The organism is Halobacillus sp. Marseille-Q1614 (assembly GCF_902809865.1).
Lineage (GTDB): Bacteria > Bacillota > Bacilli > Bacillales > Halobacillaceae > Halobacillus_A.
Window position 1 is genome coordinate 2281815 of record NZ_CADDWH010000001.1, and the last position, 19068, is coordinate 2300882.

At 41.5% G+C, this 19068-nt stretch carries 22 protein-coding genes; 5 read left to right on the top strand and 17 right to left on the bottom strand.

Annotated features, from left to right (window positions below; all coding sequences use genetic code 11):
- Positions 1-145 precede the first annotated feature (145 nt).
- Positions 146-538, bottom strand: a complete 393-nt coding sequence (locus HUS26_RS11535; RefSeq protein ID WP_173917289.1) for an OsmC family protein — start codon at positions 536-538, stop codon at positions 146-148.
- A 138-nt stretch (positions 539-676) separates the two neighbouring features.
- Between HUS26_RS11535 and HUS26_RS11540 the strand changes: the two genes are divergently transcribed.
- Positions 677-1846 carry an MFS transporter gene (locus tag HUS26_RS11540; protein ID WP_173918826.1) on the top strand — a complete coding sequence of 390 codons (1170 nt, stop codon included), beginning with the start codon at positions 677-679 and terminating at the stop codon, positions 1844-1846.
- An 18-nt stretch (positions 1847-1864) separates the two neighbouring features.
- Here HUS26_RS11540 and HUS26_RS11545 read toward each other — a convergent pair whose 3' ends face one another.
- The 4 genes from HUS26_RS11545 to HUS26_RS11560 all read right to left on the bottom strand — a co-directional run bounded on the left by HUS26_RS11545 (position 1865) and on the right by HUS26_RS11560 (position 5148).
- Positions 1865-2899, bottom strand: a complete 1035-nt coding sequence (locus HUS26_RS11545) for a metal ABC transporter solute-binding protein, Zn/Mn family (protein WP_173917290.1) — start codon at positions 2897-2899, stop codon at positions 1865-1867.
- A gap of 214 nt (positions 2900-3113) precedes the next feature.
- Complete coding sequence (locus tag HUS26_RS11550; protein ID WP_173917291.1) at positions 3114-3524, bottom strand: Fur family transcriptional regulator; 411 nt, start codon at positions 3522-3524, stop codon at positions 3114-3116.
- A complete protein-coding gene (locus tag HUS26_RS11555; protein WP_173917292.1) occupies positions 3521-4378 on the bottom strand; it encodes a metal ABC transporter permease in 858 nt (285 codons plus the stop codon). Before HUS26_RS11555 ends, HUS26_RS11550 begins: the two co-directional genes overlap by 4 nt.
- Positions 4375-5148: a metal ABC transporter ATP-binding protein gene (locus HUS26_RS11560; RefSeq protein WP_173917293.1), complete on the bottom strand. Its 774-nt coding sequence runs from the start codon at positions 5146-5148 to the stop codon at positions 4375-4377. Before HUS26_RS11560 ends, HUS26_RS11555 begins: the two co-directional genes overlap by 4 nt.
- 164 nt (positions 5149-5312) lie before the next feature.
- Between HUS26_RS11560 and HUS26_RS20035 the strand changes: the two genes are divergently transcribed.
- Positions 5313-5537, top strand: coding sequence for a hypothetical protein (locus HUS26_RS20035; RefSeq protein WP_254434184.1), 225 nt, complete (start codon positions 5313-5315; stop codon positions 5535-5537).
- A 252-nt stretch (positions 5538-5789) separates the two neighbouring features.
- Here the strand turns inward: HUS26_RS20035 and HUS26_RS11570 are convergent, their stop codons facing one another.
- Both HUS26_RS11570 and HUS26_RS11575 read right to left on the bottom strand, forming a co-directional pair.
- Complete coding sequence (locus tag HUS26_RS11570) at positions 5790-6482, bottom strand: amino acid ABC transporter permease (RefSeq protein WP_173917294.1); 693 nt, start codon at positions 6480-6482, stop codon at positions 5790-5792.
- Positions 6483-6496: 14 nt separating this feature from the next.
- Positions 6497-7366, bottom strand: coding sequence for a transporter substrate-binding domain-containing protein (locus tag HUS26_RS11575; RefSeq protein WP_173917295.1), 870 nt, complete (start codon positions 7364-7366; stop codon positions 6497-6499).
- Between the two features lie 217 nt (positions 7367-7583).
- Here HUS26_RS11575 and HUS26_RS11580 point away from each other — a divergent pair, with 217 nt between their 5' ends.
- Positions 7584-9500, top strand: coding sequence for a heavy metal translocating P-type ATPase (locus HUS26_RS11580; RefSeq protein ID WP_173917296.1), 1917 nt, complete (start codon positions 7584-7586; stop codon positions 9498-9500).
- 286 nt (positions 9501-9786) lie between these two features.
- Here the strand turns inward: HUS26_RS11580 and HUS26_RS11585 are convergent, their stop codons facing one another.
- Genes HUS26_RS11585 through HUS26_RS11595 form a run of 3 tightly spaced genes read right to left on the bottom strand, consistent with a single transcriptional unit; the run spans position 9787 to position 11438 of the window.
- Positions 9787-10599, bottom strand: a complete 813-nt coding sequence (locus tag HUS26_RS11585; RefSeq protein WP_173917297.1) for a YihY/virulence factor BrkB family protein — start codon at positions 10597-10599, stop codon at positions 9787-9789.
- 27 nt (positions 10600-10626) lie between these two features.
- Positions 10627-10959 (bottom strand): YtxH domain-containing protein, encoded by a 333-nt coding sequence (locus tag HUS26_RS11590; RefSeq protein ID WP_173917298.1) that lies wholly within the window; start codon positions 10957-10959, stop codon positions 10627-10629.
- Positions 10959-11438: a low molecular weight protein-tyrosine-phosphatase gene (locus HUS26_RS11595; RefSeq protein ID WP_173917299.1), complete on the bottom strand. Its 480-nt coding sequence runs from the start codon at positions 11436-11438 to the stop codon at positions 10959-10961. Before HUS26_RS11595 ends, HUS26_RS11590 begins: the two co-directional genes overlap by 1 nt.
- Before the next feature lie 226 nt (positions 11439-11664).
- On the opposite strand from HUS26_RS11595, the gene HUS26_RS11600 reads away from it, so the two are divergent.
- Positions 11665-13044: a sodium:alanine symporter family protein gene (locus HUS26_RS11600; RefSeq protein WP_173917300.1), complete on the top strand. Its 1380-nt coding sequence runs from the start codon at positions 11665-11667 to the stop codon at positions 13042-13044.
- A 90-nt stretch (positions 13045-13134) separates the two neighbouring features.
- Here HUS26_RS11600 and HUS26_RS11605 read toward each other — a convergent pair whose 3' ends face one another.
- The 7 genes from HUS26_RS11605 to HUS26_RS11635 all read right to left on the bottom strand — a co-directional run bounded on the left by HUS26_RS11605 (position 13135) and on the right by HUS26_RS11635 (position 17815).
- A complete protein-coding gene (locus HUS26_RS11605) occupies positions 13135-14235 on the bottom strand; it encodes a hypothetical protein (RefSeq protein ID WP_173917301.1) in 1101 nt (366 codons plus the stop codon).
- Positions 14228-14647 carry a zf-HC2 domain-containing protein gene (locus HUS26_RS11610; protein ID WP_173917302.1) on the bottom strand — a complete coding sequence of 140 codons (420 nt, stop codon included), beginning with the start codon at positions 14645-14647 and terminating at the stop codon, positions 14228-14230. The genes HUS26_RS11605 and HUS26_RS11610 overlap by 8 nt, the downstream gene beginning before the upstream one ends.
- On the bottom strand, positions 14644-15189 hold the full coding sequence (locus tag HUS26_RS11615; protein ID WP_173917303.1) for an RNA polymerase sigma factor: 546 nt from the start codon (positions 15187-15189) through the stop codon (positions 14644-14646). The genes HUS26_RS11610 and HUS26_RS11615 overlap by 4 nt, the downstream gene beginning before the upstream one ends.
- Positions 15190-15287: 98 nt before the next feature.
- Positions 15288-15953 (bottom strand): SOS response-associated peptidase, encoded by a 666-nt coding sequence (locus HUS26_RS11620; protein WP_173917304.1) that lies wholly within the window; start codon positions 15951-15953, stop codon positions 15288-15290.
- Positions 15954-16056: 103 nt separating this feature from the next.
- A complete protein-coding gene (locus HUS26_RS11625; RefSeq protein ID WP_173917305.1) occupies positions 16057-16422 on the bottom strand; it encodes a DUF1992 domain-containing protein in 366 nt (121 codons plus the stop codon).
- 21 nt (positions 16423-16443) lie between these two features.
- Positions 16444-17079 carry an MOSC domain-containing protein gene (locus HUS26_RS11630; RefSeq protein ID WP_173917306.1) on the bottom strand — a complete coding sequence of 212 codons (636 nt, stop codon included), beginning with the start codon at positions 17077-17079 and terminating at the stop codon, positions 16444-16446.
- Complete coding sequence (locus HUS26_RS11635; RefSeq protein WP_173917307.1) at positions 17069-17815, bottom strand: YkgJ family cysteine cluster protein; 747 nt, start codon at positions 17813-17815, stop codon at positions 17069-17071. Before HUS26_RS11635 ends, HUS26_RS11630 begins: the two co-directional genes overlap by 11 nt.
- 165 nt (positions 17816-17980) lie before the next feature.
- Between HUS26_RS11635 and mreBH the strand changes: the two genes are divergently transcribed.
- Positions 17981-18988, top strand: coding sequence for a rod-share determining protein MreBH (mreBH, locus tag HUS26_RS11640; RefSeq protein ID WP_173917308.1), 1008 nt, complete (start codon positions 17981-17983; stop codon positions 18986-18988).
- Positions 18989-19068: the final 80 nt, after the last annotated feature.

A 19068-nucleotide genomic window follows, 5' to 3' on the forward strand; every position in this document is an offset into this window, starting at 1 on the left:
GTTAAAGGTTTATAAAAAAAGTAATTCCTTATTCTTCGTTAACGGAACTCACTTTTGCGACTAGTCGTTTGGATTAAATATAACGTTTACATAGCGAACAAAAAAAAGAGCGCTCTCCTGATTCCAGGACGAGGCTCTTTTTATTTTACTTCGATAATTCGATAGACTCAAGGGTTTCTTCTACTTTTATACTATAGAGTACCGATTGAACCATGGAACAGTTTTTCTTAGAAATCTCCAGGTTTTTAAGCAGCTTGTCTTGATTCAGGCGATAACCTTTAACAACGAAATGAAGGTTGATTCGAGTGATCCGGTTCGCTTCTTCCGGATTTCTCTCAATATCAGCGGACACCTTAATGTCTTCATAATTAATTCTCTGCTTGTCCAGGATTTTCCGATAAACCCCCAGGCTGCAGCCGGCGACTGAGGCAACCATCAGCTGAAAAGGTCTGAAGCCATATGTCTCATCTCCGGAAATTTCTAATTCTCCATATTCAAAGGATGTACGGATTCCGCCTTCTTTCAGGTAAAAGTCCATTTATAATCCTCCTCCTTTTTCTTAGTCCCATATTAGTATAGTAACCTAATTTCACGTATCGATAAAATGTAGTTGCCCTTTAAAAAGGAAATCGTATAGGATTAAAAAGTATGATGTCTTTTCAGGGGGGTGTTTTTAATAGTATCAAATAGAACGCGTTTTTGGATACTTATCGGTCTTGTTACGATCTCAGGATTCTCCCAGGGGATGCTGCTTCCTTTGCTTGCTGTTATTTTAGAGCAGAACGGTGTTTCATCATCGGTAAACGGACTTCATGCCGCTGCTTTATACATAGGTATTTTAATTTCATCGCCATTTATGGAAAAACCTCTGCAAAAGTTCGGCTATAAACCCGTCATTATGTTTGGAGGCATATTAGTGATTGTTTCCTTGGCACTTTTTCCAGTTTGGCAGTCCCTGTGGTTCTGGTTCATTCTCCGCATGACGATCGGGATTGGCGACCAGATTCTGCATTTCGGAACCCAGACATGGATAACGGCTACCGCCCATGAAAAATCACGCGGCAAAAGCATCGCTTACTACGGGCTTTTCTTTAGCGTTGGCTTTACATTAGGGCCGCTGATGACCAACCTTTTATCGATTAGTATTTACCTGCCGTTTATTATTTCAGCTGTCATCAGCTTAGCTGTCTGGATGACAATGTGGTTTGTACGCAATCAGATGCCGCCACAGGAGCATCAAACTGCTTATGGCACGAGTTCTATCAAAAGGTTCGGCCTGGCGATCAAGCTTGGATGGGCTGCCTTCCTGCCTCCATTAACCTACGGGTTTCTGGAAGCAACGCTGCATGCTACTTTTCCGATCTATGGATTAAGGATCGGGCACGACGTTAATACGCTGTCGCTTATCATTCCATCGTTTGCGGCTGCCAGCCTGCTGTCTCAGATTCCTTTAGGATCGCTGAGCGACCGATATGGAAGAAAAATTGTCATTACTACAGTAATAGCCGGTGGAATTGCTGCCTTTACGTTAGCCGGCATTTTTGAAAGCTCAACAGCTGGACTGTTTATTACATTTGCAATCGGCGGTTTCTTTGTCGGTTCACTGTTTTCGCTCGGAATTACCTATATGACTGATCTCCTGCCAAAAGAGCTCCTTCCAGCGGGTAATATTCTCTGCGGCATGTCCTTTAGTATCGGAAGTATTGGAGGACCGTCGATTACAGGGATTTTTATTGACGTATTTGAAGGGATCTCTTTCTTTTATCTCATAGTCGTTACGTTAGTTATTGTTTTTCTCGGTGTTGCACTAAAACCGGCACCACAAAAAGCTGCCTCTTCCGCATGAGAAGGGCAGCTTTTTGCTTTATTCTGTTAACGCCTGATTCAGCACATTAATGTTCTTATTCATTAAGCTGAAATAGTCTTCCTCAGCTTCGATATCTTCTTCCGTAAGTACGGATAAATTGTGAACACGAAGAGGCTCTGCTCCAATTTCCTTCTGGACGACTTCAGAAACCTTCGGCGTGATATTCTGTTCAAATAGTACGTAATTCAAATCATTCTCTTCGGCTGTCTTAATAATGTTTTCCAATTCTTTCTGAGAAGGTTCGTTTGTCGGACTAAGGCCGGAAACTGCAATCTGTTCTATGCCGTAAGCCTGCTCCCAGTATCCATAAGCCGCATGAGAAACTATAATTTCTTTTTTATCCTGTCCTGCTACTTCATCATGGAATTTTTTATCCAGTTCTTCCAATTCAGCTTTTAACGCTTCAAAATTCTCATTAAACTGTTCCTCGGATTCCGGCTGCAGCTCTACCAGCATTTCCTTAATATTTTCTGCTAGCTGAATGGAACGCACCGGATCCAGCCAGATGTGCGGGTCATTTTCTCCATGGTCATGTCCTTCATGGCTTTCCTTCTCATCATGGGAGTCCTGTTCCCCATTACCCTCTTCGTGACTATTTTCATCGCTATGACTCTCTTCTTCATAGACGTGATCGTCGTCATGATTTTCTTCCTCATCATGCGAGTGGCCGCTCTTTTCAAGATCCAGACCATTTGCGGCTTCTAGAATGGCTACATCCTCTGACTCAATTGCGTCTGAGATTTTCTCAGCATATGACTCAAGTCCTGCACCATTATAAATAAATGCTTCAGCCTCTGCCAATTTCACCATTTCTTTCGTCGATGGTTCATACGAATGGGCATCAGATCCAGCCGGCAGGATAGAATTCACCTCTGCCTTCTCCCCTGCTATGCGTTCCGTAAAATACTGGAGAGGATAAACAGTTGTATTGATTTTTAACGTCTTCTTTTCTTCTTCAGATGATTGATTACTGCACGCTCCAAGTAATAAAATTCCTATAAGTATAAAAACACTAATTATTGCACGTCTCATCAATTGTAATCCTCCTTGATCTAATCACACTTCAACAGTATATAGTAATGATTACGTTCTGTAAATAGTAATCATTACTTCTAACCTCGAAAAGAGACCTTTCTAAGGCGGTTGAGAAAGTCTCTAAGCTACGGCAGCTAAAGGCGGCAGGCTAAAAAAGCTTGAAGAAAACCTAAGGTTTCTCTTCAAGCTAAGAAAGATCTTTTATAAAGAATCAACTGCAAAAAGGACACTTACCGTAGATTTCGAATTTATGATTTTCAACATCATAGCCTTGGAGGTTCTCGTTAATACTCTCCATCGGACAAAAATTAATGGACTTGGTCTTTCCGCAATCGGTGCAGATAAAGTGATGATGGTGACCTTTTGTATCGCAGCCCATACGAAAATGTTTTTCCCCATTAAGCTCTGTAGATTCAAGGATTTCTTCCTCTGTGAGCAGATATAAATTACGGTAAACCGTATCATAACTGACTCCCGGGAAATCCTTCTGAATCTTTTTTAATATTGATTTCGCTGCAATATATTGATCATGCTCAATAAAAATCTCTAATATTCTTTCCCTTTGCCTTGTTTTCTTATATCCGCTGCTTTTTAACTTTTGTAAAGCCGATTCTAGTTTCATGCGGTTTCACCCTTTACGTGTAACTGATTTCTAACTTTTTTAAATAAGATAGCCATAATGAGAACGAGTATGGCAATTACTACAATCGTTCCACCTGGAGGCACGCTTAAATGATAAGAAGAAATTAAACCAAGTATCACAGAGAACTCTCCAAAGAATATCGACAGACCAATCGTCTGTTTAAAGCTGGACGCAATCCTTAAGGCAGCCGCAACAGGAAGTGTCATCAGCGCTGAAACAAGCAAAATTCCAACCACCTGCATTGATGAAGCAATAACCAGTGCCACCATAACGATAAACATTAAGTGGATCCAGCGGCCGTTCACTCCTGAGATGGCAGCATGTTCTTCATCAAAAGAAAGGATAAAAAGCTCTTTGTAAAACATGATAACAATAGCAACAACTGCAAGTGTAATAAACACTACCGTCCACATACTTGACCGGCTTACGGCGGTTACACTTCCAAACAGATAGCTGAATAAGTCTGTATTAAAACCCTCAGCCAGGGAAATTAAGATCACTCCTACCCCAATACCTCCAGATAAAATGATAGGGATCGCAAGCTCTTCATAATGCTTATATACTTTCCTCAGTTTTTCAATTAGAATGGCCCCGCCCACAGAGAACACCATTCCCATGTAAACTGGGTTAAGCTCGTTGATACTAGACACCCTTTTCTCTAATAACAGGCTGGCCGCTATTCCGGTCAGGGTGATGTGTGAAAGGGCATCTGCGATTAGCGAGAGACGCCTGACTACTATAAATACGCCCAGCAATGGTGCTACGATTCCGATTAATAAGCCGGTCACTGCGGCATTTTGTAAGAATTCATATTCCAGAAAGCCGCTGATCATGAATGACTCACCTCATGATTGTGGGTGAGCTGCTGAACCGAATGACCATAGAGACGGTTAAGGTCTTCCTCATCAAACTCTTTATATTCCTCCGAGGCTCCATGGAAGTGGATTGTCTTGTTCATACAAACCACGTGCGTTGCATGCTCTGTAATCGTCCCGATATCATGGGTGATCATCAGCAGCGAGATGCCTTTTTCTTTATTTAATTTTCCAAGCAGATTGTAAAATGCCGTCACATGCTCAGCATCGACACCCACAGTTGGTTCATCAAGAATTAATAGTGCAGGGTCGCTGACTAAAGCTCTAGCAATAAAAACCCGCTGCTGCTGACCACCGGATAATTCTCCGATACTTACATCTGCATAGTCTTCCATCTCAACTGTCCGCAGAGCTTCCATTGCTTTTTGCTTATGATTCTTATTAAAAAAGCGAAAAGCACCTATCCTTGAAACCAATCCTGTTTTAACCACCTCAATTACGGTTGCAGGGAACCCGGAATTAAAACTGTTGGCTTTCTGCGAGACAAACCCAATCTCCTGCCACTGATTGAACTGCTTTAGGGGCTGGCCGAACAACTTTACGGATCCTCTGTCTGCTTTTTGAAGCCCCAGCATCAGTTTGATCAAAGTGGATTTGCCTGAACCATTCGGTCCAACCAACCCTAGAAATTGGCCTTGTTCAATAGAAAGATTGACATCCTTAACGACCCATTCCCTGTCGTATTTAAAAGACACCTGGTTCATTTCTATAATTTTATTAGCATTCATAGATAATCCCTCTCAAAATAATAATCATTACGAATTAAATTATAATACGTTCATATATTGAAGTAAATGGCAGTGAATTTTTAATTGACAAAAACTATTTTTAAGGCAGAATAGTGAATGGTAAATGTAATAGTTACGATTTACACTTTAAAGGAGGACAACCATTGGATCAAGTAAATCAACCTTCCAATAAGTGGGGATATCTATTACTTTTTTTATTTTTTGCGGCTTTTATCTATGGAGACCTTTTCCCTACTTCCGTCATTGCATCAATCGCCCCTTCCCTGCTGGATGTAAACACAATCTTTCTAAGCATCGTGCTTGAGGCCATCCCCTTTATCCTGCTCGTTGTGTTTTATAATTTACTAGACAACAAGAAAAAAGAGTGACTTTCTTTTATAAATCAAAGAAAATCACTCTTTTTAGATTGGCCTCTGTTGATTCCACGATGAGCGTTCGGTGGTGACGCCTGCGGGACCAGCGCGAGTCGAAGATCCACTTGGTCAAGTGATCTTCTTGACCAAGTTAGCTGAGGCCGTGCCCGCGGCAAGCATCCACCGAGAAGCGGTTCGGAACAACAAACTTTAACAGCTCTTTTAGAGAAAGGACTTTTTCAGTGAACTCACTGGTGTGAAGGGTTTTTATAAATATTTACTGTATCTTTTCTCAAGGCGGTCCTGTAAAAAGGAAAAAACCATAGTTAACGGCCAGTAGACAAGAGCCGCTAATACATACATCGTCATTGAATCATTAGTCCGCCCTGCAACAATTTGAGCTTGATTTAATATTTCAGGTACTGAAATCATAGCCGCCAGGGAAGTGGCTTTTAATAAATCTAAGAATACGTTGCTAAGCGGCGGAATCGCAATCCTGGTAGCCTGTGGAACGATGATTCTTCTCATCGTCTGCCAATAGGAGAGTCCTAAAGCCCTGGCTGATTCCCACTGGCCTTTAGCAACACTTCCTAGGGATGATCTGTTGATTTCAGCAATATAGGCTGCACTGTTTGTCCCAAAACCAATTATGGCAGACATCACTGCAGACAGTGTGATACCCAGAATAGGCAGCCCAAAGTAAAGAACAAATAAATATACTAAAACAGGAGTTCCCCGCATAAAAGAAATATAAAGCCGGGCCGGCCACCGCAGCAGCCGGTTACCCGAGCTTCTTGCCAGAGCAAGGAAAAATCCGAGGATTAGTCCAATTCCCATACCTATGACCGCAACTAGTAAAGTGTACGGGACCCCTTCTAAAATAAAGGGCAGATTCTCCCAAGCCCGCTCGGGAACAAAGAACTTTTCTAAGTTGATTTCTCGAACGTCAACTGAAAACATAAGAACTCCTCACCTTACAGATCCAGTCCTTCAATCTCTTTCACTTCTTCTTCCGGCTCCACAGAAGCATCTTTACCGCCAAAGAATTCTTTAGACAGTTCAGTCAATGTTCCGTCTTTACGCATTTTCTGAAGAGTTTCATCGATCTTAGTTTTCAGCTCTTCTTCACCATTTGGCATGACAATAGCAGATTCGGTTGGATGGAATTTAAGATCTGGATGAAGAGTTACATCTATATCAGGCAGAGCTTTTAAAGCAAGTGTCTGTAAATAGTAATCATTAATAATTAAATCAGTATTACCGTTTTCAACATCTCTCAAATACACATCATTCGCAACATTGCCGTAAGAGACAATTTCCGCACCGTAATGCTCAGCAATTTGAGCAAATACAGTAGTTGCTCCCCCACCGTGTCTCTTTCCTTCTATATCTTCAAGCGTTTCAATTCCAGATAAATCGTCTTCTCGGACAATCATAGTAGAATAGGAATATTTGTAAGGCTCACTAAAGTTAAAGCTTTCCTTCCGGCTTTCCGTGATCTCCATATCGTTAATGACCATATCTACGCGGCCGCTTTCAATGGCAGACAGCAAGCCATCTACTCCGTATTCTTCAAAAGATAGTTCTAAATCGAGACGATTGGCAATTTCTTTCATAACTTCAACATCATACCCTGTTAATTCATTGGATCCTTCAGGGTAAAAAGAAGCAGGGTACAAGGTTCCGGATGTACCTACAACAAGCTTACCATCTTCCTTAATTTCATCCCATTTTGAAGATGAAGACTCACTGCTCTCATTGGATTCTTCGCTTCCTTCTGTACCACAAGCGATAAGTACAACTGAGAATAAGAGGATAAGTATAGTTAAAATACCTTTTCGCATTATATTTCACCTTCCTGTAAAAATTTCATACCTATACAATATTGCAACATGTTGACGGGAATATCAACCTCTCTGCTCTCTTTACTTTTAATGGATATTTCGTAATCCTATATTGCACTATCCCTTAGTTATGCTATGATAATAATTAATATAAAATTAAAATCATTTTAATCTGTTCACCTTATGTTTTGAATACTTATAAAAAGGGGCTGATTTAATGTCCATTCTGTCTTCTGCCTTGCGTAAATCAATGTTATCCCGGCCGTCCCCTGCTTTCTTGGCAAAAGTAAAACCGCACGTTGAACTAATCGCAGCCTTAACGAGCGGGGCTCTTCTTTTATTTGCATGGATCGCTTCCGAACCGTCTTCAGCGAGCTTCACAGCCCTGCACATTCTGGCCTTTGTAATAGGCGGATATGCGAAAGCAAAAGAAGGCATTATGGAAACGCTCCAGGAAAAAGAAATGAATGTTGAACTGCTGATGATTTTAGCAGCCATCGGCAGTGCTTCGATCGGCTATTGGACAGAAGGGGCTATTCTCATCTTTATCTTCGCGCTCAGCGGGGCACTTGAAACCTATACATTGAATAAAAGCAACCGGGAAATCTCGGCATTAATGGACATACAGCCTGATGAAGCTTTAAAAGTAACCGAAACGGGGTATCAGCTGGTCCCTGCCGAGGATTTAAATATCGGCGATCGTATCCTTGTTAAAGCCGGAGAAAGGCTCCCAGCAGACGGAGTGATTGTAAAAGGAAGCACTTCAATTGATGAGAGTGCCATCACAGGAGAGTCACTGCCCGTTTATAAGGAAAAACAAACCGAAGTCTTTGCAGGCACCGTGAATTTAACCGGAAGCATCACTTGCGAAATTACAAAACGAGCAGAAGATACTCTTTTTCAGCGGATTATTCATATGGTCCAGCAGGCTCAAAGTGAGAAGTCTCCCTCCCAGCTGTTTATCGAACGATTTGAAAATATATATGTAAAAGCCGTCCTTATTACAGTGGCCATAATGCTTTTTCTTCCTCATTATCTTTTCGGATGGTCCTGGACAGATACGATTTACCGGGCAATGATACTGCTTGTGGTCGCATCCCCATGTGCTTTAGTGGCATCCATTATGCCGGCAACTTTATCTGCTATTTCTAAAAGCGCGCGCCAGGGACTGCTTTTTAAAGGCGGCGTTCACGTAGAGAACTTATCCCATATAGAAGCCATCGCTTTTGATAAGACAGGAACACTTACTAACGGAAATCCGAAAGTCACGGACATTGTGCTTAAGGATGAATCTTTAAAAGAAGAAATTTTCGCTGTCACTATGGCTATTGAACAAGAATCCAATCATCCTCTGGCGAAAGCCATAGTTTATGCCCTTTCTCAATATGAGCTCTCTCTCCCTTCTATGGACCATGTCGAGAATGTCAGCGGCCAGGGAGTAGAAGCGCAATATAAAGGTGAAACCTGGAAAGTAGGAAATGCAGAATTCGCAGGTAAAGAGGAAGCACTTTCTTTCAAATATGGTTTAGCCGAACACTTGGCTTCTGAAGGAAAAACGATTGTTTTCATTTCAAAAAATAATGAAATACTGGCTTTATTTGCTCTTAAAGATACGGTTCGAAAAGAAGCCAAACAAGCAATTGAAAGCTTAAAAAAGCAAGGAATTTATACAGTCATGCTAACGGGGGATAACCCTATTACAGCTGAAGCCATTGCCAAAGAAGCAGGTGTTCAAAGTTATATCGCTGAGTGCATGCCTGAAGACAAAGTCCGTGAACTTAAGGTATTGAAGCAGCACTTCAGACACGTCGCTATGATCGGAGACGGTATTAACGACGCGCCGGCATTAGCCTCAGCAAACCTGGGAATTGCTATGGGAGAAGGAACAGACGTGGCATTAGAAACAGCCGACTTAGTGTTAATGAAAAATAACCTGAACCGGCTGGAGGAAGCCATTCACCTTTCCAAAAGAATGAATCGAGTTATTAAACAAAATGTTATTTTTTCGATTTCAGTCATTACATTATTAATCGCCAGTAACTTTTTACAGTTACTTGATTTGCCTTTAGGCGTCATCGGCCATGAAGGCAGTACGATCCTCGTTATATTAAACGGGTTGAGGTTATTAAAATAAGAGTCTGCTTTATAAGCAGTCTCAGCTTGTAGAGTAACCCCCAGGTTTCCCGCAGGAGCAAAACTCCCTCCCTTTTTCGCGGACGAACGCCCGAGACTCCTCGCGAAACCCATGCTCGGGGTCTCGGATCGCCCGTTTTTTAAGCAGGAGTGTCGGGATATTCGTACCTGCTAAATGTCACGACACTAAAAAAAGACTATCCTTTACCTAGCTGACCCTAGCCAGGTGAAGGATAGTCTTTTTAACTTCCTCGCAAACGCTCTTTTAACAGTCACTATATTGTTCATCACTGGTGATGAACTTGGCTTTTATGGACCAAGGCATTAATTTCGCCGCCCAGCAAAATAATTACCCCGGAAATATAAAACCAGATCATAAGGACGATCACCCCTCCAAGGCTTCCATAAGTAGCAGAATAATTGCTTAAATTAGCTACATAGAAAGAAAACAGCAACGAAACCAGCTGCCACCCTAAAGTTGCGAATAATGCCCCGTAAAAAACCTCTTTCACCTTTAAATGCTGATCAGGCGCCATAAAATACAAGAAGGAAAGTACAACAAAGAAGATAAAGGAAGAGATTACCCATCTTAATGTATCCCATAACTCCCTGAACCCATCAGACAATCCAAAAATAGATGCAACAAAAATACCTATAGCGTTTCCAAGGACAGGAAGCAAAAAGGCAACCGCAATCACGAGCACCATGGAAACTGTCAGAAGCAGTGCCACAAGCCTAGTGACTATAAAAGATCTTCTCTCACGTACTTCATAAGCGCGGTTAAATGAGCGAATAAGAGCCGTTACCCCGTTAGACGCCGCCCAAAGGGTACCAAGGATACCTATTGAGAGAAGCCCGCTGTTTCGTTCACCTAAGAGAGTCATGACATTTTCAGAAATCAATTCATAAGTACTAGGGGGGGCATAAGTGCTGATAATGACAAGCACCCTTTGTTCATCTATATTTACATAGCCAAGCAAGGTTATTAAAACAATCAAAAGCGGAAATAGAGACAGCAGGAAAAAATATGAAAGCTGAGCTGCCATTCCTGGCACTTCGTGTTTACCAATTTTGCTAAGCAGCTCCTGAATAAAACGCATATCCCCCGTCTCCTTCCAATGATGTCGTTACGAAGCTTCTTTAGAATTATCTGCTGATCCTAACTGATTATTCACAGCTTCATCTACCTCGCCTATTTTATTTAATGCAGCTTCGATCTTGTTTAGAAGTTCAATAGCTTGGTCAATTCCATTGTTTAACCTTTCGGAGAATGACTCGTAATTGGTTCGTAAAGTATGAATCGCTTCAGAAGGATGCTGAGCAGCATTTCTGCAGGAGCATGCCGCCGTTTTCGATTTTCCTATTACATACTGTCGGGTTTCTTTATCCAGCATCATAATGGCACCTCCTAATAATGCGCCTGCTGCCATCCCTTTTATTAACTTGTTATTATCCATCATTATTTTTCCTCCTTCAATTGGTTTTGTTCTTTTATTTCTTTTAGTAAACCCTTACAGCCCTCAGTTACTAAATCATATACATAATCAAAATTACCTGTAAAATAAGGGTCAGGAACGTCATTTGATTCTTCACCTTCTACATAATCCATAAACAACCTGACTTTGACATCATTTTTTTCACGTATCGCCCGTAAATCCTCCATATTCTGAGTATCCATGGCAATAATGTAATCAAAACGATCCCAATCGCTGTCTTGTACCTGACGAGCTGAAATTCCTTCATAAGTAATCTTATTTTGATCTAAAATATTTTTAGTCCCCTCATGAGGCTGCTTTCCAATGTGCCAATGGCCTATTCCTGCCGAGTCTACAATAACTTCTTTTGAGAGCTCTTCTTTTTCAAGAAGATTTTTCAATATAGCTTCTGCCATCGGTGACCGGCAAATATTGCCAAGGCAAACAAATAAAACTTTTATCATTTATTAGCGTCCCCCATCATCTCCATTTTCATTTAATTATATCATGAAAAGCTTCTAACTCCCCTTTAAAGAGCGCAATCACTATACTTCTTCTTATCCCTAACTTGCAGTTATTAAACCCTCCTCATTGATTACCTATTCATAAATAAACTTGACTTTTACGTTAAATTTTCGGAATATTTTATATATAGACATTTTTTCACATTTAATAAAGGGGGGGAGTCGAATGGGCCATTTAGGTGCTATTCACAATTTTTTATCACAAGCAAGTGCATTTGTTTGGGGTCCTGTATTATTGATTTTAATCGTTGGTACAGGTATTTATTTAACCCTGAGGTTAGGGTTTTTACAATTTAAAACTTTACCTTATGCACTAAAACTCGTTTTTAAACCAGGCAAGACTCAAAAGAAAGAAGAAGGGGATATTTCCCACTATGAAGCTCTGACCACAGCTCTAGCCGCTACAATAGGAACAGGGAATATTGCCGGTGTTGCTACCGCAGTTATTCTTGGGGGACCTGGAGCAGTGTTCTGGATGTGGATTACCGCTATATTTGGAATGGCTACTAAATACGCAGAAGCCATTTTAGCTGTTAAATACCGTGTTACTGATAGAAACGGTAAAATGTCGGGCGGTCCTATGTATTACTTAGAAAGAGGATTGAAACAAAAATGGCTCGGAGTACTTTTTGCCATCTTTGGAGCAGTGGCTGCTTTTGGAATTGGAAATATGGTGCAGTCAAATACTGTTTCCGACGTAGTAGAATCCACTTTTAACATCAACCCTTGGATTACAGGTATTCTTCTGACGGTATTTGCTGCACTTGTACTTATCGGTGGAATTAAAGGAATTGGTCGTGTTACAGCGTTTTTCGTCCCAATCATGGCTCTCTTTTATATAATAGGTGCACTTATTATTATTTTCTTAAATTTAGATGCTGTGCCGGGAGCATTCGGCGTGATTTTTAATGACGCCTTTACCGGAAGTGCTGTTGGAGGCGGTATTTTAGGTACTGTTATCCGTTTCGGTGTGGCACGCGGGGTATTCTCCAACGAAGCAGGTCTTGGTTCTGCACCGATCGCTGCTGCTGCGGCGCGTACGGATTACCCTGGACGTCAGGCCTTGGTTTCTATGACTCAGGTGTTCATCGATACGATTATCGTATGTTCCATGACTGGTATCACGATTGTAATGGCTGGTCAGTACGCCAATGAAGAGGTAAATGGTGCAGACCTAACGACAACTTCCTTCCAATATTTCTTAGGTGATATCGGAATGTACATTGTTACAATTGGAGTTATTTTCTTTGCCTTTTCAACCATTGTGGGCTGGTCCTATTATGGAGAAAAATGTTTCGGTTATTTGACAGGCGACCGCGGAATTACGCTATATAAGTCTCTGTTCGTTATTTTTGTTCTAGTGGGAGCTGTGGCTCAGCTGGATACTGTATGGCTGTTTGCCGACGTAATGAATGGTCTGATGGCTGTTCCTAACTTGATCGGACTTCTTCTCCTTTCTGGTGTAGTTGCATCTGAAACAAATAAATTCCTAAATGTGGCCAGACAGGAACGACTAGAAGAGAAACGAGCTAGATCCACCAGCTAAATGGTATGCCCTCTCGCGGGGGTTAAAAACAAAATGATTCTATACAAGCTAAAATCCCCTTAAAGCCTTTGAGCTTAAAGGGGATTTTTGTTATTCGGTTTCCCTAACTTCTCTATTACTGTTCTTTTTCAGTAAATAAAGACCACTTCCTATTAGGATGGCGGATACAAGCACCACCTGGAAATAGCGCTGGTAGTAATACCAAATATCGATATGAAAGACCCTCCGCAGATCATCCGCTAATAAAGGAAAGAGAACGGTATCTATAAGATAATAAATACCTAATACAATAAGTGCACCGCCTATCAGGCCTTTACGTATATGGAGATTTTTTATAATCGGCCGATCTTCCGCTCTTCCCTGCTTCACATTACTGGTCTGCTGAAGCGCATCGAAGAAACTGTAAAACCAAATGACCGGGATGAGAAACAAGAACAACGATAACCTTAGAACATCTAATACATAGATAGCTGCAAGAAATCCGAGCATAAGCTGAAGTCCGCGTTTCTGCAGCCCTAAGTACATATGCCCCGCTCCCGGAAAGATAGCCAGTACTGTAGCGAGCATCCCGCTCTTTTCCCCTCTTATTCTTAATTCATTAAGATCTTCCATTAACGGCCGGTCTTCAATCGGCTCACCTGCCTGTTTTTTATTGAGTGCCTGAATAGCATCAAACAGGCTGTATACCCAAATCACAAGCAGAGCAGGCAGAAAGACGAGAAAACCTGACTGTGAAGTTAATAATGTTACAAAAATAATCATTGTTCCCGATCCAAGGAAAATCGCAAGAAATGTTAAGCCTCTTTGTTTTAAGCCCATTTGAAAATGGCCTACTCCCGGAACAAAGGAAAGTAAAATCGTAAAAAAGCGTTCATTCTGTTTTTCACTTTCTAATTGAACCGCAGCTGTCAGCGAGGTGGCTTCCCCTTTTACAGAAGAGTTTTTATTTCTTAACAGCAGCGTAATAACCATGTCTAACATATTGACCGCCCAGATGAATAAAGCCGCGATAAGAAAGACAGCAAGAATTCTTCCATTCACTGAATTCATTAAAACAGTAAAAAAAGCGGCCGCTAAAATACCGAAGAATACCAATGGGTATAAGATCCCTCTGACAGCACGCCCCAGATACATATGTCCAAAACCTGGAATGAAGGCCAGGAAAAAAGCTAATATAGGTGACTTATTCATGCCATACCCCTCCTCTTTGATCATCATTTCTCCAACGATCTGTTTCATTTAATAATTTCTCTGTAATGGAAGGTTGTTCCTGAAATTGCTGATCATCAAAAGTTGAAAAAACATATTGAAAGACCCCGCTTCCCATTAACAAGAGAGTCATTGATGAAGCAATCGCATAATTGAACAAAGTCCCCCTGGCTTTTCCTGCTTTTTTAGGTGTATGTTCTTTGATTACGTCAATGATGTCGTCAGTAAAGGAAGGAGATAGTTCATAAGACGTATTTAAACGGTCCACCGCATCCAAGTAAGAATCAAAGCATTGAGAACACTTGTCGATGTGACCCTCTACCAGAAGCCGGTCATCTTCCGGCAGCTCATCTTCAATATAAGCAAACATTTTTTCCTCAGTCACATGGATCATATAAAATCGTCCTCCTTCCAATGTTTTTTCATCCATTTTCGAGCTCTGTACAATTTCATTTCGACTGTCTTCTCGGCCAGCCCTAACTTCTTTCCCATTTCTTTGTAACTCAGCTCATCTATGTAGTAAGCCTCCACAACTTCACGGTAATTCTCAGGCAGCTGATTAATCGCCTGATAGATGGATTCTTTTGATTCCTTCTTAAATAACTGGCTTTCGGGACTAATTTGCCCGCTTGATTCCCGGTCAAAGTCCCATTCAACCGGCTCCTCCGGCCGGCGCTTCATCTTCCTTTTCTCATCTAAAGCTTTACGGTAGGCAATTCGGCTGATCCATGTTCTAAAACCAGGCCCCTGGTAAGAAGGGAGGGCAGCCAGCATTTTCAGGAATGTTTCCTGCGCTACATCCTCTGCAAGTTTCTCATCTCTCATCACGCTCATTGAAACTTTAAACACATGATGCTTATAACGTTCAATCAGCATCCTCGTTGCCTGAACGTTTCCTGCCAATACTTTTTTAATTAATCGTTCTTCTGGAATCAAAGCCCCCCTCCTTTCTATTCCGTACCTTCTTTATAGACACACTTTTACAGGAATCCCCCTACAAACACGCAAAAAAAATGAAGCAAATTCACTCCATTTCACGCCAGACGCTTTATACATTCTTCTGTCTCATTTTTCGCAGAGTTGACGACCGTACTCACAGGATAAGCCTCCAAATCGTCTATGGACAGCTGCTCGATAAATTGATGCGCCTCACCCGCTGCCCATTTCACAGGTTTTATCCATTCATCTTCCAGTGATTTAGGCAGAATGACCGGCATACGGTCATGGATGCTGCTCATGAATTCATCCGCTTCTTTAGTAAGAATCGTACAGGTAAAACGTTCCTCTTCACCCGACTTCCATTTCTCCCATAAGCCTGCGAAGGCAAACAGCTTTCTCTTTTGAGGGAGAATTCGCACAGGCTGTTTTTTGCCCTCTTCCTTTTTCCATTCATAAAAGCTGTCGGCAATAATTAAGCAGCGCTTTTTGCTCATCGAACCTTTAAAAGACGGCTTTTCATGAGCCGTTTCACTCCGGGCATTAATCATTTTATATCCAATCTTAGGATCCTTGGCCCACGGCGGGATCAGACCCCAATCAAGCTGTCCCGCTCTTTTATTTTCCCCGTCATGAATAATGGCCCATATTTTCTGCCCCGGGGCTATATTAAACCTAGGAACAAAGTCAACGGGTAAATCATCGATATTAAAGTAACGAAGAATATCTTCTTTAGGAGCTGTCAGCGTGAATCTTCCGCACATAAGCCTGCCTCCTTTTTTAAATCTCTTAGAACCCCTAACTTATTACAGCCCCAACTTTTAAGATAGGAAATCCGCTAGCTTTCTATCAGCAACAGAGCTCTTTCTAAAACCCGAGCTTTTTGCTGATCCCTCCGCCATATTGACTGTAAGCGGCAGAAGACTGCATCTTCCTTTTTTCCATCAGCATATTATAGCGGATTTTCTTTTCACTTAAAGACTTACGTTTTTCAGGAGCAGGGTTGTTCTGCTGCTCTAATAATTCTTCGAGCTGGACAATTTCTTTCTTAAGCTGCATTTCTTCCGGAAGAATGTTCGCATTTTTTAATACACGGTAGCTGTTTCTTAATTCACTTGGCACATATGATAGGTCGTCTTTTGGCAATGGTTTTCCTTTTCCAGGGAGGTTGTCGAAATCCCCCTGTTCGATGGACTTCTTTATCTTTTCTTCAATAAGATGACCAAAATCCATAAAGCATAACCCCTTTCTGAGTTATAGCCGTTTTTTCAGTGCTTCTTTATCTTTCTTTGGATAGGCCTCCACTTCCAATATACGCTTAATTTTCAATATGTTATGGGGATCCTGAAAAATGACATCATTTACGTCCGCTACAGTTACTCCCTGCGGGTCAGAGGCTTTCAGCTTCATCTCATCCCCTGCCTGTACATAACCTTCTTTTAATACACGAAGATAAAATCCTGTAAAACCGCTCTGCTGCACCCTCTTTGGGAAATCATCAATTCCATGTGTCCTGGCGATAATATAGCAGGGCTTTCTCGGCTTCGTTACCTGTACTTCCGCTTCACCAATCGTAAAAATATCCCCTATATTTGTCTTACGTTCATCAATTCCATCAACTGTCATATTTTCTCCAAACGCCGGATAGGAAAAGTTCTTCTCGTACTCTTGTTCAAAGTGGCGATAATGCTGGGCAGGATAAAGACAAACGGCTTGATCGGCTCCTCCGTGATTCTTTTTATCCGCCTGTTCATCTCCGGAGAAATTTAGAGACCCCAAAAACACAGGTTCTTCTACCGGCTTTTTACGATAGGCACTTTTTATTTCACCTTTATTCGTCTGGTAACGCTCAGGACGCCCTACGTTTAAAGAAAGCAGCTTAAAATTCATTCCATGTCCCCTCTCGGTATTTTTCAATCCACCCCGGCAGGTAATCGTAGCTCCAGGCATCACTTGGGTAATCCACATTCAAGTCCTCGCCGTTTTCATATAGTGCCTGAATCAGTTCATTCAAAGCACCGAAGTAAAAATCATATAAGAACTCATAGCTGAACGGTTCTTTAGGAAGATGATTTTCAGCGCAGACTTGCGGGTCACTATAATTTAAATAGGTACGGCACGGGATAGGACGGACTTCATAGGCCATACATGCCTGAGTCTCTGGATCGAGCATCGGACAAGGCAGATTAAGTTTTTTGTACTCAAATTTTGTACCTTCTTCAGTATGATCCATCGACATCGCTTGCTGGAGCTTATCCTCATGCTCTTTATAGTAGCGTTCCCAATGATCATAAATTTTTTTCTTACGACCTTCCGGGAATTTTTCAATCGAGCGAAACATGATTTTCGCTTCCATTCTGCTTGTGATAATCGGAAAGTAACAGCAAAAGGCACACCCTTTAAAACAGCTCGGTTTCATGTCTGCAAAGGACTCCATACGCTCAATTTCATTGTCGACTTCTGACAGCAGACGCTGAAAACCACGTATAATGACCTCTTCTGTGTTCAAATCACTGTCAAGCAGCTGATCTACCACTTCATCAAAAACCCGGGCATCTAGTTCATAATGTTCATTTATTGTTTTAGATTTATCGATAATTTCTTGATGTTTTAAAAATTTCTGCATACAAAAACCCCTTTAATCCTGCTATAATCTATTATACATGGGGAAGGGGCTAAAATCCTAGACATCGAACCACTCATTTAATTCCTCTTGAAACGACCCCCATAAAAAATTTACCATTAGAGAAGAATTATACAAGAATCTGTCATCATTTGGAGGTACGCGTAAATGTTTTCAACTGCAGAAATTGGAATAGATTTAGGTACGGCTAATATTTTAATATATTCAAAGTCTAAAGGGATCCTTTTAAATGAACCATCCGTTGTAGCCTATAACACGGAAACTAGAAATGTAGTCGCTGTAGGTAAAGAAGCTAAGGAGATGGTGGGGAAGACTCCCCGAAACATCATCCCGGTGCGCCCGCTTCGTGACGGAGTAATAGCCGATTATGATATGACGGCTCAAATGCTTAAGGAATTAATGAAAAAGGTAAGCCGCAAGTCAGGTGTTTCTATGCGTAAGCCGACAGTAGTCATCTGTACGCCATCTGGGTCTACTTCGGTAGAGCGCCGAGCAATTCACAACGCTGTTAAAAGCTATGGAGCTAAGCAAGTACACCTGATTGAAGAGCCGATTGCTGCGGCTATTGGCGCAGACCTTCCAGTTGATGAACCTGTTGCTAACGTAATCGTAGATATAGGCGGAGGTACCAGCGAAGTAGCTATTATCTCCTTTGGAGGAGTTGTTTCCTGCCGATCCATCCGTATGGGAGGCGACGTAATGGATGAGGAAATCATTCAATATGTCCGAAAAGCTTATAACATCCTCATCGGTGAACGTACTGCTGAAAATATTAAAATGGAAATTGGATATGCTTTAGTGGATCACGATGAACTGAAAATGGATGTCCGTGGAAGAGATATGGTCACAGGGCTGCCAAAAACGATCGAATTATCTTCCCACGAAATTCAGTCTGCTCTTAAAGAATCATTAGAACAGTTATTAGAAACAATCCGTGCTACTTTAGAAGACTGCCCGCCTGAACTCAGCGGTGATATCGTTGATCACGGCATTATTCTTTCAGGCGGCGGTTCCCTGCTGAAAGGAATGCAGGAATGGCTTTCCAATGAAATAATTGTTCCTGTCCACATGGCACCAAGCCCATTAGAATCCGTTGCCATTGGTACGGGCCGTTCACTAAAAATGATCCAGAAGCTGCAAAAAGCAGCTAAATAAGCAATTTCACAGCAAAGAGATCTCATCAATTAGAGGTCTCTTTGTTTTTTATGTAGAATAAAGAGGTATTAATTATAATA